Here is a 13,147-nt window from a genome sequence, read left to right as displayed (position 1 = left end):
CATTTTTTGCTTTACCCCTTCTATTCGGGGTGTTATCGTAACTTGTGCATGGCTGTCTTTCATGTGTCTGCCATCACAATGCAAAAATTTATTTAGATATGATTGTTTTTATATACCAATTGCCGCGGTTACTCTTCCACTGATGGTTTTACCTAAACGACGTAAGCCCTACCTCTCTTACATCCTTACGGCTCCGAAGCCGATCCAGTGTGAATAGTTTCTATTAAAACATAAGCAGAATGCCAGAAAAAATTCTTACATTGCGTTATTTTCTAAATTCCAAGTTACATAATTTGTAAAGCACAAAATATTATTTTACAGGTGAATTTTGATTTTGTCAAATTACAATTTAAGTAGGTAGTGTGAAAAATTTCTTAACTTTAAAGGATTGAAGAAATTTTTGTCGAATTATTGTGTAAATAGTTGGTTTTTGGAGGAATATGAATGCTGGCAGAAAAACTTCTTTTGAATTTGTTAATTACAATCGCACCAGTCCTAATTCTTAGTGTTCTTTCAGATAAAAAATGCAATATGAACTCACCTATCATTTGTGGTTTATTGCAAAGTATAGCTGCCCTGACTTGTATGATTTTTACGCATGCTAACTACGGATTTAATTGGGATCTCCGCTATGTTCCCCTTGTACTTTCTTTCCTTTACGCAGGACCTAGAGCAGGGAGTATGGTGTTAGGAACTCTTATTGTGACACGGATTTTAATGGGAGGAAACACAATCATTTTTGGACTCGTAAATATGTTATTAACTGCACTAATAGCGTTTTTAACTGTGCAAAAATTTTGGAAATCGCCCCCTAATAAAAGGGTGCTTATTTCAACAGTGATCGGCTTCTGGCCTTTGATACTTTGTTTTGTTTCATTTAATACTTATCAATATTTCCAAGGTGCCCCTCTCAAAATAGATTTTAATATTCCAGATATTATCCTCATTGGTTTTATACATACTCTTGCTATTATGATTGCTTCAAAACTAAATGAAAATGTTATCGAACGAAATAAAATGAGGGAGGAAATTATCCGGGCTGAAAAATTAAACACAATAGGGGAACTTGCCGCCTCTATTGCACATGAAGTAAGAAATCCATTAACCGTTGTCAAAGGATTTCTTCAACTGATGCAAAAAGAGGAACAAGGGAGAAAATACGAGTATCTTTCACTTGTTTTGTCCGAATTGGGACGTGCTGAGTCAATCATCAATGATTATCTAAATTTCGCTAAACCCAAATTTGAAAAAATAGAAAAATTCCAGCTGGCAGATGTTCTCTCGGAAGTCGTGTTGCTTCTAGATCCTCTTGCGGTAAAGCAAGGAGTGGAGCTAAAAAGTGAATTAATCCAAAGTGATTTTTGGCTTACTACTGATCGGAATCAATTAAAACAAGCACTGGTCAATTTGATAAAGAATGCAATTGAAGCCACTTCAGAAGGCGGGAAAGTTACAATTCAGTACATGCATGATCATCAGAATGCAACGATTTTGATAACAGATAGTGGAAAGGGAATGACACCTGAGCAACTATCAAAAATTGGTACACTGTTCTATACAACAAAGGATAAGGGGACTGGCCTTGGGACATCCGTTTCATTACGAATTATTGAAACCATGAATGGGAAAGTATCCTATAAAAGTCAACCCGGAATCGGTACTGAGGTGACAATGATTCTACCGGCAGTTAAAAAAGAAGTAGTAAATATATGAAAAGTTTGACTGGCCATTCAGAATCAGAACGGCCGGTTTTTATTTGGTAAAAATGTGATTGGAATAATTATTTCGTATTCAGAAATTATTTTTATACTATAATAAAAACTCTGCAATTCCCTGTAAAAAACATATAGAGTAGGGAAAATTTGTTTTGGTATTATCTACAATTTATTTTATTTTTCAAAATATATTGCTTTTTAGAAAAATAAATTATATTATACCGATATAAGTTTTTATGAAGTATTTTTTCTGAACATTTCGACATCGGTCGAGGAGGTAAACAACATGGATTTATTTAGGAAAAAGTCTATCCAGGCCCTAATCCAAGAGGTTGGACAGAAAGATGTAACCTTAAAAAAGGAATTAGGTGCCTTTGATTTATCGATGCTGGGAATTGGAGCCATCATCGGAACAGGAATATTTGTATTAACAGGAGTGGCTGCTGCGGAACATGCAGGACCTGCACTGATCATTTCCTTTATTTTATCTGGTTTAGCTTGTGTGTTCGCAGCACTTTGTTATGCGGAATTCGCTTCGACTGTACCGGTATCAGGCAGTGCCTATACGTATAGTTATGCAACATTCGGTGAAATCATTGCCTGGATTTTAGGTTGGGATTTGATTCTTGAATACGGACTTGCTTCATCAGCAGTTGCCAGTGGTTGGTCGGGATATTTTCAGGGGCTTATCGCAGGATTTGGCCTTCATCTTCCGAAGGCTATTACAAGTGCTTACGATCCGGCAAATGGAACGTTTATCGATGTACCTGCTATTGTCATTGTTTTCATTATCACTTTTATGTTAACGCAAGGTGTAAAAAAGTCAGCTCGTTTCAATGCAATTATGGTAATTATTAAGTTAGCGGTTGTTTTATTATTTATCGGTATTGGTGTATGGTATGTTAAACCTTCAAACTGGACACCGTTTATGCCATTTGGTTTCTCCGGTGTTGCAACAGGTGCCGCGACAGTTTTCTTTGCTTACATTGGATTTGATGCGGTAGCAACAGCAGCGGAAGAAGTAAGAAATCCGCAGCGCAATTTGCCAATCGGGATTATCTCCTCGTTGGTTGTTTGTACCGTGTTATATATTGCGGTATCAGCGATTTTAACAGGAATTGTGCCTTACCAACTGCTTGATGTGAAAAACCCGGTTGCCTTCGCACTTACCTTTATCCATCAAGATTGGGTAGCTGGTCTGATTTCATTAGGTGCCATTGCCGGGATTACAACAGTATTGCTTGTTATGATTTATGGACAAACTCGTCTATTTTATGCAATCAGCCGTGACGGCTTATTGCCAAAGGTATTTTCTAAGGTAGATAAGAAAAAGCAGACACCAATGGTAAACTCCTGGATCACCTGTATTCTTGTATCGATTTTTGCTGGATTAGTGCCGCTTGGGAAATTAGCAGAGCTTGTTAACATCGGAACATTATTAGCATTTATGACTGTTTCTATCGGTATTTTGTATCTGCGTAAAAACAATCAAGGTGCAGTAAAAGGCTTCCGTGTTCCATTTGTTCCATATGTTCCAATCTTAGCTTTCCTATTCTGTGGATACTTATCGCTTCAGCTGCCGGCAACATCCTGGATCAGCTTTGGTGTATGGCTTGTGATCGGTTTGGCTGTTTACTTCGGTTACGGCCGTAAGCATTCCACATTGAATAGTAGTGTTAAGGAATTTAAGAAAGTAAGTTAGTATAGAAAAGGACCTCCCAATGGGGTCCTTTTTCTATATTCCAAATCAGCAGAAAAATGTCGAATACAACCGTTTTAGAAAATTTTCTGTCGGTAAAGTTTAGAATAAATGGTAGAATAGTAGGAAAGGTTAACAATTTTTTTCATGTTTCTTAAGTCATTGGGGGATTTACAAATATGAAAAAGGCTTACAATAATCAAAAGTTAATATATGAAGAGAAAAAAGCAATTAAATTATTCTTGTGGTTGTTTAACATTTCATTTTTTTCCTTTGACATTTTTTATTACTATATAAATCCAAGGATTTCTAAAAATCAATTTAATGATGTTTTAAAAGAAGGCTTAGGATACTGGTTCTATATTCTAATCCTTGCGGCAGTTCCGTTGGCCATTTATTTCATTAAGAAGGGAAATCCCTATATTATTAAATATATCTATTTTTATTGGTATATTTTAATAGACTTTATTGATGTTCTTATAACTTATTTGGGAACAAACAAACCCTTTGCCAGTGGGAATATTGTTGAAGTATTATTTATCCTCTTTTCACCTATATTTGTAAATAAAAAATTCTTTTGGACCGTCACATTAGGGATGATTGGAAAGTATGTAATTGTAGGAATAGTTTTGCGGGATTTAAATGTCCTTTTTCCATTAATTATTTATACTATTTTATCGATCATCGCATTCATATTATTCATCCGCTTTAATTCATATATCGCTTCTTTAACATCTGTTTATGATGAACTTCGTCAAAAAGAAAAGCTGGCTGTTATCGGTCAAATGGCTACTGCTATTGGACATGAGATAAGAAATCCTCTGTCTTCATTGAAAGGTTTTACACAGCTGCAGAAGGAACAATACCCGAATACAAATGATTATTATCCAATTATGATTCAAGAAATTGATCGAATTAATTCAATTGTTAGTGATTTAATGTATCTAGGTAAACCAAAGGTAATTACGTTTAAAAGCTTCAGCATCGAAGAAGTTATAGCCTATACTTTATCAATAATCCAACAACAAGCTGAGAAACAATCAGTTGTTGTTGAAACCCTTATAGAAGGTCCTTTACCTCCTATCGAATGCGATGCAAAACAATTAAAGCAGGTATTTATTAATCTATTCAAAAATGCAATTGAAGCAATGATAGATCGAGGAAAGATAAAAATTAATGCAAAAGTACTAAAAGGGCAAAAAATGTATATCTCTATCCAAGATGAAGGCTGTGGTATTGCTGGAGAGGATATTCTTAATTTAGGCGAACCCTTCTATACTACAAAAAAAGATGGAACAGGACTTGGGTTAATGGTTTCAAATCAAATAATCAAAGATCATAAAGGCAGTCTTAAAATCCAAAGTAATCTTCAAAAAGGAACAATGGTTGAGGTTGTATTACCTATATTTCAATAAAATTAGGCAGGGCAAAAGGGATTATGTGGAGAATAGTGAGTGGGGATAAGTTTTTTTTTCTATTTTTCTTCATCATTCCTTTTAGAAAAATGTACTTCTATTGATTTAAATGTTTTATAATGTAGGAAAGTGTCGGAAATTTAATAGGTCTTTTGGTTTAAATAACTAAACTTTTCGAAATAGGACATGGGTTACATTCCATACGTGAGGTAAATACATGAAAAAGCAAATAATTGACCCTAACATTAGAAACGAAGAGGGACGTACAGTTAAATGGTTTTTAGTTTTATTTTATATTATCTACATAGGATTTGATGTTTTCTATTCTCTGATAGCGAAGTATATAACAAAATTAAAGGTAGATACACCAGATAGGTTAGGAAACTGGATCTATTTAATTATGTTTGCTTTAATTCCTTTAGCAATCTATTTATATAAAAATCAAAAAGTTAATTCAATTAAATATATCTATTTTATTAGTTATACATCTTTAACTCTTCTTAATGATATAGTAACTTTTATTGGTAAACCGGAACTATTTAAAAGTGGGAACGCAGTAGAAATATTTTGGCTCTTATTATCCCCTATTTTTGTTAATACCCAATTCTTTAAAGTAGTTATAATTGGATTGGTCTTCAAATACATTGCTGATGGATTGATTATTCAAACACCGAATGTACTGATAAGTTTACTATTATTAGCAATAATTTCTGTTTTTTCATATATCCTATTGAATCGTTTTCAATCATATGTAAAGGCCATTAAAAATTCTTATGACCATCAACTTGTAGGAATTGTTAAAGGTGTAATTGCTACTCTTGAGCTTAAAGACCCGTACACAAGAGGGCATAGTGAAAGAGTGGCAAGCTATGCAGTTGGATTAGCAAAACAAGTTGGCAAGTTTACTGATGAAGATTTAAAATCATTTAATTATGCTTGTTTACTTCATGATATTGGAAAAATCAATATACCAGATCGTATATTGATGAAGCCAACGAGTCTTACTAATGAAGAATATGAAATCATTAAATCACATACGACTGTAGGTGCAGAGGCTGTCTCAAAGGTTATCGGATTAAATATCGAGGTAATTCGGTCACATCATGAACGATGGGATGGAAAAGGCTATCCTGATCAATTAAAAGGAAATGAAATACCATACCTTGCTAGGATTGCTGCAATTGCGGATGCATTCGATGCGATGACATCAACAAGATCATATAGGGCTGCATTATCATTAGAAGAAGCATATCAAAGGATTTTAGATGGAAAGGGTTCTCAATTTGATCCCCAATTAGTTACAGCATTTGAAAAGGTATTCCCATTATGGAAACAAATTCATAACACATCCTTAGAAAATCTTAAGATTCAAAAAAATAAATTTGAAGCTGCTACTTGATTTGAAGGAGGTGATACCTTGAAAGTCAGAAAATTAAGTAAAATTAAAGCGACAATTATTTCTTGCTGGTGGTGCGGATGGCTACCATAAAAAGCTGGGATGCTAACTGAAAATGTTTGCATCCCTATTTTTTGATAATTAATATTCTAAAGGGTGTTCAAATGAGCATAATGCTACGTTCAATACTTTCATTGGTTCCTCTTGAAATTCGCAAAGATAAGAAGCATTATATCGTGGAAGATACTGATTCTCGTGAGTTCTTCGAGATGAATGAAGTTAGTATAGAAGCGATTTATTTGATTCAACAGAGTTTCCAATTAAGTGAAATAGAAAGACAACTTAAGGGAAAATACCCTGATGAAGAGGTTAACATTCTTGATTTTGCCGAACAACTTTTAGATTTAAATTTAATCAGGGAAATTGATGGAGTTAAAATTGAAACTAACTCTAAGAAAAAAGAAACCTTAGGATTTTTATGGATTTCACCAAAGATTGGGAAATTTTTTTTTAATACGTATGCTTATTTTATTTATTCCTTATTATTCGTGATAAATGTAATACTTCTCGGTTGCCATCCAAGCCTATTTCCTCATTACAAGGATTTATTTGTATTTAATTTTATGGTGTTCAATATCCCCTTATTGGCGGGTTTAACTATTATTTTAGTATTCATTCATGAATTTGGTCACATTCTTGCAATGAGAGCGAACAATTTACCTACCAAATTGGGGATTGGACACAGACTTTTTCTGGTTGTTTTTGAAACAGACATGGAAGCAGTATGGAAACTTCCATCAAAAAATCGGAATGGATTATATTTGGCAGGTATTTGTTTCGATAGTGTAATCCTTTCGATCGCTCTATTTAGCCAGCTTATCTTTAAAAACGAGCCAGGAGTTTTCCTTGGTATTATGAAGATAATTGTTTTAGATACGTTTATTCGTATGGTATATCAATGCTGTGTTTTTATGAAAACGGACTTATATTATCTGATTGAAAATGTCTTGGGCTGTTTCAATTTGATGGAAAGTGCTCAACAACTAATAAAAAAGCAGCTTCCCTTTAAATTTTCACAAAAGGCAGAAGTGATTTTTGAAAGCGAAAAAAAGATGGTCCTTTTATATTCCGTTTTCTATTTTATAGGAGTATTTTTGTCGGTTTCACTATATGCAATTTTTTATATCCCACAACTGCTTTATGCATTAAAAACAGTACTTCCTGGTCTTGAAAAACCTCTAACATCGCTTCCTTTTTGGGATGCTGCTCTTTTCTCGTTACAAATATTGATTGTCTTTATGCTTCTACTGATCTCTTGGAGGAAAAAGTACCTTCGAAAATCTCATATGTGACAGACTTTTGTCAAATTCCATATTTCTAAGGGTTTTTTCCCCCGAGGATGGGGGAGTTCCCCGATATTTGAAACACTAACGATTTTCTTACAATAAGGGTAAGAAAAACGTTAGTGTTATTTTTTTTTAGGAGGCGCTTGAAATGGAAGCGAAACTAGTAGCGGGTAAAAAACAGGAACGCTCGATCAATGATGCATTTGCATCCCATTTTGCGAAATCAGTCTTTTTAACTGTCGTCGGACTTGCGATTTTAACCTTTATTGGAACAAGAATGTTCTCTCACATCGATTTAAATCTATATGGATATATGGTTGGTACCCTCGTCTTTATCGGCGGTTTCTTTTACCGTTTTATTGCCTGGGGAGAAAGACCACCAACTAAAATCATTATCAAAAAAGGGCTAAAACTTCTTTTTAGAAAAAACACTGCAAAAACAGCTGTCAGTCACCTAGCAATCTACGATTTTATCCGTAATCGGGGATTTTACCGATGGGTGCAGCATATATTAATTGGCTGGGGCTGTGTGCTTGCCTGTTTAGTTACCTTCCCACTTGTGTTTAGCTGGATGTATTTTACGATGGAAGACAATGGATATTATACAATTGTGCTTTTCGGAATGAATGTTATGAAGGTTCCTGCTGAAGGAATTATTGCCTTTTTATCTTATAACGCGCTCAATATTGCCGCAATCATGGTGATTACAGGTGTTTGTATGGCACTTTCCCGCCGTTTGAAAAATATGCAGGCAAGAGCGGAGCAAAAGTTTATCTATGATTTCTTGCCGCTATACTTACTGTTATTTATTTCGATTACAGGATTGTTATTAACCGTTCAAAACGTATTTTTACATGGGTGGATGCAGCCGCAAATGTCGTTGATCCATCAATTTTCAGTGATCGTAACGTTAATTTATTTACCATTCGGAAAGCTTGCCCATATTCCTTTCCGTCCAATGAGCGTACTGGCAAGAAATTACCGAGAACATTACGGAGAACAACATATGAAAGAATGTAAAGTGTGTGGAGATAAATTTGTTTCCGTTGAACAATCAAAAGATGTAATTCAAGTATTAGGAGTAAATGAAATCGAATTTAATATGGAAGACGGCTTTAATCTTGCTGAATTGTGCCTGCCATGCCGCAGAAAATACCGCATTGCAAGATTTTCAGGATACCCGACTCATCAAGTGAAGGTCAAGGAGGCAAACCAAAATGCAAAGGGATAAGTTTTTTAAAGAAATCGAAAATGTACGGCATCCCAATGAAACCTTAATTAAAACACACTGCAGCTACTGCGGTATGCAATGCGGAATGAATTTACGTGTCAATACAAAAACAAATAAGATCATCGGGGTTGAACCTCGTTATGACTGGCCGGTAACAGTTGGGAAAATGTGTCCTAAAGGGGTTACTGCTTATCAGCAAACCAATCATCCTGACCGTTTGTTAAAACCATTAATTCGTGATGATGCTTCCTTAAAAGGAACACAAGAAGGCTTCCGTGAAGCGACCTGGGAAGAAGCATACGACTTGATTGCTAAGAAATTTACCGAGATGCAAGATCAATACGGAAAAGATACATTGTCTGTCTTTAGCGGCGTATCAATGACAAATGAGAAATGTTATTTAACAGGAAAATTTGCAAGGGTCGCAATGCAAACAAGATACATTGACTATAACGGCCGTTTCTGTATGTCAAGTGCGGCCGGCGGTTTCTTACGTTCCTTCGGAGTGGATCGCGGCTCTACATTACCATGGACCGATATCCATGAAACAGACTGTCTGTTTCTTGCCGGCAGTAATACAGCTGAATGTCACCCAACTTCAATGTTCCGTGTCTGGAATGTACAAGAAAGAGGCGGATATTTAATTGTTGCCGACCCTCGTGAAACCCCGATTGCGAGAAGAGCAGATGTTCACTTGGATTTGCGTCCAGGAACAGATCTTGCATTGGCAAATGGAATCGTGAATCTCCTCATTCAAAACGGTTATGTGGATGAGGAGTTCGTCAACAACCATACAAATGGATTTGAAGAAACAAAAGAATTAGTAAAAGAATTTACTCCTGAATATACAAGCCAAATTACCGGCATTGCGAAAGAAAAAATTATCCATGCTGCCGAAATTTACGGAAAAGCTCCAAATGCCGTTGTTATGTTTGCGCGCGGAATCGAGCAGCAACACAAAGGCGTAGACAATGTTTCAGGCTATAGCAACATGGCGCTTGTAACTGGAAAAATTGGCCGTCCGAAATCTGGTGTTGCCACATTTACAGGCCAAGGGAATGGGCAAGGCGGCCGCGAGCATGGCCAAAAATCTGACTTATTGCCTGGCTACCGTAAGCTAACGAACCCTAAACATGTGGAAGAAGTATGTCAAGTTTGGGGAATTACTCCTGATGAGATGCCAAAGCCTGGGGTATCAGCTTATGAAATGTTCGAGCTAATGGAGCAAAAAACGATCAGAGGTTTATATCTACTCTGCTCAAACCCTGCGGTATCAGCTCCAAATCAAAACTTTGTTCGTAAAGCATTAAAAAGCTTAGATTTCATGGTTTGTGCCGATTTCTACTTATCAGAATCTGCTGAGTTTGCAGATGTAATTCTCCCATCAGTTACATGGTCTGAAGATGAAGGTACGGTAACGAACATTGAAGGTCGGATTATCAAGATCAATAAAGCACAGGAACCGCTTGGTGAATCAAAATCTGACTGGCAAATGCAGGTGGAACTGGCTGAAAAATTAGGAAGAGGAAAGTACTTCTCCCATTTAAAAACGGCAAGAGATGTGGCAGATGAATTCCGCTTAGCCTCAAAAGGCGGCTATGCAGACTACTACGGTGCTACATGGGATAAAATCGATAAACAAGACGGTGTTTTCTGGCCATGCAGAGATGAAAAAGATCCAGGTACACCGCATATGTTCCTAGATAAAAGGTTTTATCACCCGGATGGAAAGGCGAAAATTTGTGCGCTTCCATATCGTCCGCCGGCTGAAGAGCCGGATGGAAAATATCCGTTACGCTTAACTACAGGACGTGTCGTATTCCATTACCTTTCGGGAAACCAAACAAGAAGAATTCAATTCTTACGTGATATGTGTCCAGAACCATTTGTGGAAGTACATCCTGAAACAGCAGCAAAATATAACATCCAGCACGAAGAATATGTCCGCCTATTTACGCGAAGAGGCGAGGCTGAATATAAAGTGAAAATTACCGAAGCAATCCGTAAAGATACGGTCTTCGTGCCATACCACTTTGGCCACGAAAAATCTATTAATCTCTTAACGATTGCAGCACTTGACCCAATCTCTCGCATGCCGGAGTTTAAAGCATGTGCAGCACAGATTGAAAAACTAGAAATGAAGAAGGTGTAATAAATGGTGAAAAAGAGGTTATATTTAGAACTTGAAAACTGTATCGGCTGCCGTTCCTGTTTAGCGGCATGTACACAGTGCGGCGGACATGAACAGCGTAACAGGAACTATGTTTATGATGTGAATCCGCTGGTCAATCGTCAAACGATGCCTCTAATGTGCCTTCACTGTGTTAATCCGGCGTGTGCAAGAAGCTGTCCGGCACAGGCGATTCAAATTCATGAAACGGGTGCTGTGCTTTCGGCACTTGTGGAAAAATGTATCGGCTGTCAAAACTGTACGATTGCCTGCCCGTATGGAATACCAAAATTCGATACAGAGCAGAACTTGATGTATAAATGCGATCTTTGTATCGACCGGACAAAAGACGGCATTCCACCAATGTGTGCTAGTGTCTGCCCATCCAATACATTACAATGGCTGACCGATGAAGAAATTGAAGCAAAACAAAAGCAATTTAATTTAGATAACGGTAAATGGGTAACAAGCATGCCTTATTTAGAAGGCGAAACCAATGTAAGAGTGAATCTCCCTGGTATCCTGCAGGGTGTCACCAAACTGTTTTAGGAGGGATTAGCATGTCGGACAAAAATAATAAGATCCCGTTTAATGAAGATAATTACACTCATAATATTAATCGTAATAATGAAAGAAAACTGGATCGGCGCGGTTTCATGAAGCTTCTGGCGGGCGCCGCAGGAGTATTCGCAGTTTCCTCCCTGCCTTGGGGTGCCCTGGCAGCAAAAGAATTAACCGGATTAAGTGATAAAAAATATCCAAAGCATAAAATTGCTGACTTAAAGTCATTACCAGTAGGGGATGCAGTAGATTTTGCTTTCCCGGGTGAGCATGATAGTGCAATTTTAATCAGGCTTTCAGAAAATAAATTTGTTGCCTACCAAAATGCTTGTACGCACTTACGGTGCCCTGTTTTTTGGAAAAAAGACGAGGGAGAAATGATTTGCCCATGCCATCACGGGAAATTTGACGTCAAAACGGGTGAGCCAATTGCCGGACCGCCAAGGCGCCCGCTTCCTGAAATTTATGTGAAAGTAGAGAACGGCGCTGTTTATGCCGTGGGGGTGAAACGTTATGAAGCGTAGTTACGTACCGGTTGCCCTCCTCTTAGCTGTAATAATGTTAAATATAATCTTTACCCAATACATGGTTCATCAATATTTTTATGAAAAGTATACCAATACGATTATTGCAGCCGTCATAAATATTATTTTATTCCCAATAGCACTAATCATCTATAAAAAAGGTGTGAAAATCAATGACTAGTGAAACCTATATTGATTTTTGTTTTATCCGGCCGCAATCAGGCGGTTTCGCTCAGGAAATTGATCAGATTTTAAAAGAAACTTTTGCGAATAAGCGATTAAACTGGTTCCTTGAAGAAAAAACAATCGATAAAGCTGAAATGGTCGTCGTTGAAATCAAAGGGATGAGTAATTGGGGTTCGGAAGAAGAAACGATTCAGTATCTCGAGGACAATGCCAGGGAGAAATTTTGGGAGTATTTACAAGGTTATAAAATGTTCATCTATCCGGTAATGAGAGGATGTAATAGCTGTGGAGTCCATTAATTTAGAGGATCTTAAACGATTTACTGGCAGGCCGGTTGAAATCTCGATCCTCGACTCGGAGGGCGGAGATCAGGCGCCGACTGTCAATAAAACGATTAAAAAAGTTCAGCTTTGCCCGGATGGTACCCATATCCGCTTTTATTTCGATCATTATTATTTTTTAGCAGTACCGCTTGAGAGCGATGTGGTTGAAACAGAAACCGAATGGTCGGCATTTGATCCGGAAAGCGGTCTTCATTATGCTGTAAAAAAAGTTCAGGCTTAAAAGGGTTTCGGAAGCTTATCCGGTATATAAGCGACCAAAATTCAAAAAAAAAGAAGTTACGATAGCGTATCGGGTTTATAGGCGCCCGTAATACAACTAGAAAAGGGGTTTCGGAAGCTTATCCGGTATATAAGCGACCAAAATTCAAAAGAAAAAGAAGTTACGGTAGCGTATCGGGTTTATAGACGCCCGTAATACAACTAGAAAAGGGGTTTCGGAAGCATATCCGGTATATAAGCGGTCAAAATTCAAAAGAAAAAGAAGTTACGGTAGCGTATCGGGTTTATAGGAGCCCGTAATACAACTGGAAAAGGGGTTTCGGTAGCATATCCGGTATATA

At 37.0% G+C, this 13,147-nt stretch carries 12 protein-coding genes; all 12 read left to right on the top strand.

The genetic code is table 11. The features are described 5' to 3' along the window. Positions 1-444: 444 nt before the first annotated feature. Positions 445-1,713, top strand: a complete 1,269-nt coding sequence (locus BIV60_RS05355) for an ATP-binding protein (RefSeq protein ID WP_071354696.1) — start codon at positions 445-447, stop codon at positions 1,711-1,713. Between the two features lie 288 nt (positions 1,714-2,001). Further along, positions 2,002-3,417: a branched-chain amino acid transporter BcaP gene (gene bcaP / locus BIV60_RS05350; RefSeq protein WP_071354695.1), complete on the top strand. Its 1,416-nt coding sequence runs from the start codon at positions 2,002-2,004 to the stop codon at positions 3,415-3,417. 176 nt (positions 3,418-3,593) lie between these two features. Beyond that, complete coding sequence (locus BIV60_RS05345) at positions 3,594-4,829, top strand: ATP-binding protein (protein WP_071354694.1); 1,236 nt, start codon at positions 3,594-3,596, stop codon at positions 4,827-4,829. Between the two features lie 217 nt (positions 4,830-5,046). Beyond that, entirely contained in the window at positions 5,047-6,228 is a 1,182-nt protein-coding gene (locus BIV60_RS05340) for an HD-GYP domain-containing protein (RefSeq protein WP_071354693.1), read from the top strand. Positions 6,229-6,389: 161 nt separating this feature from the next. Further along, positions 6,390-7,577, top strand: coding sequence for a TroA family protein (locus BIV60_RS05335; protein ID WP_071354692.1), 1,188 nt, complete (start codon positions 6,390-6,392; stop codon positions 7,575-7,577). A gap of 142 nt (positions 7,578-7,719) precedes the next feature. Next, positions 7,720-8,802, top strand: a complete 1,083-nt coding sequence (locus tag BIV60_RS05330; protein WP_071354691.1) for a hypothetical protein — start codon at positions 7,720-7,722, stop codon at positions 8,800-8,802. Beyond that, on the top strand, positions 8,789-10,954 hold the full coding sequence (locus tag BIV60_RS05325; RefSeq protein WP_071354690.1) for a molybdopterin oxidoreductase family protein: 2,166 nt from the start codon (positions 8,789-8,791) through the stop codon (positions 10,952-10,954). The genes BIV60_RS05330 and BIV60_RS05325 overlap by 14 nt, the downstream gene beginning before the upstream one ends. Positions 10,955-10,957: 3 nt before the next feature. Then, a complete protein-coding gene (locus tag BIV60_RS05320; protein ID WP_038539580.1) occupies positions 10,958-11,521 on the top strand; it encodes a 4Fe-4S dicluster domain-containing protein in 564 nt (187 codons plus the stop codon). A gap of 11 nt (positions 11,522-11,532) precedes the next feature. Beyond that, a complete protein-coding gene (locus tag BIV60_RS05315) occupies positions 11,533-12,057 on the top strand; it encodes a Rieske 2Fe-2S domain-containing protein (RefSeq protein WP_071354689.1) in 525 nt (174 codons plus the stop codon). Continuing rightward, positions 12,047-12,238: a hypothetical protein gene (locus BIV60_RS05310; protein ID WP_071354688.1), complete on the top strand. Its 192-nt coding sequence runs from the start codon at positions 12,047-12,049 to the stop codon at positions 12,236-12,238. The genes BIV60_RS05315 and BIV60_RS05310 overlap by 11 nt, the downstream gene beginning before the upstream one ends. Next, complete coding sequence (locus BIV60_RS05305; RefSeq protein ID WP_071354687.1) at positions 12,231-12,542, top strand: hypothetical protein; 312 nt, start codon at positions 12,231-12,233, stop codon at positions 12,540-12,542. Before BIV60_RS05310 ends, BIV60_RS05305 begins: the two co-directional genes overlap by 8 nt. Next, positions 12,529-12,807 carry a hypothetical protein gene (locus BIV60_RS05300; RefSeq protein WP_071354686.1) on the top strand — a complete coding sequence of 93 codons (279 nt, stop codon included), beginning with the start codon at positions 12,529-12,531 and terminating at the stop codon, positions 12,805-12,807. The genes BIV60_RS05305 and BIV60_RS05300 overlap by 14 nt, the downstream gene beginning before the upstream one ends. Positions 12,808-13,147 lie beyond the last annotated feature (340 nt).

This window comes from Bacillus sp. MUM 116 (assembly GCF_001866655.1).
Taxonomy (GTDB): Bacteria; Bacillota; Bacilli; order Bacillales; family Cytobacillaceae; genus Neobacillus.
The sequence above is the reverse complement of the archived record's forward strand: the minus strand, read 5'-3'. Positions and strand labels throughout refer to the sequence as shown.

Excerpts from the sequence above, each read along its gene's own strand:
- BIV60_RS05325 (WP_071354690.1), top strand. The coding sequence starts at position 8,789 with ATGCAAAGGGATAAGTTTTTTAAAGAAATCGAAAATGTACGGCATCCC.
- BIV60_RS05335 (WP_071354692.1), top strand. The coding sequence starts at position 6,390 with ATGAGCATAATGCTACGTTCAATACTTTCATTGGTTCCTCTTGAAATT.
- BIV60_RS05355 (WP_071354696.1), top strand. The coding sequence starts at position 445 with ATGCTGGCAGAAAAACTTCTTTTGAATTTGTTAATTACAATCGCACCA.
- BIV60_RS05340 (WP_071354693.1), top strand. The coding sequence starts at position 5,047 with ATGAAAAAGCAAATAATTGACCCTAACATTAGAAACGAAGAGGGACGT.
- BIV60_RS05330 (WP_071354691.1), top strand. The coding sequence starts at position 7,720 with ATGGAAGCGAAACTAGTAGCGGGTAAAAAACAGGAACGCTCGATCAAT.
- BIV60_RS05320 (WP_038539580.1), top strand. The coding sequence starts at position 10,958 with ATGGTGAAAAAGAGGTTATATTTAGAACTTGAAAACTGTATCGGCTGC.
- BIV60_RS05310 (WP_071354688.1), top strand. The coding sequence starts at position 12,047 with ATGAAGCGTAGTTACGTACCGGTTGCCCTCCTCTTAGCTGTAATAATG.
- BIV60_RS05315 (WP_071354689.1), top strand. The coding sequence starts at position 11,533 with ATGTCGGACAAAAATAATAAGATCCCGTTTAATGAAGATAATTACACT.
- bcaP (WP_071354695.1), top strand. The coding sequence starts at position 2,002 with ATGGATTTATTTAGGAAAAAGTCTATCCAGGCCCTAATCCAAGAGGTT.
- BIV60_RS05305 (WP_071354687.1), top strand. The coding sequence starts at position 12,231 with ATGACTAGTGAAACCTATATTGATTTTTGTTTTATCCGGCCGCAATCA.
- BIV60_RS05345 (WP_071354694.1), top strand. The coding sequence starts at position 3,594 with ATGAAAAAGGCTTACAATAATCAAAAGTTAATATATGAAGAGAAAAAA.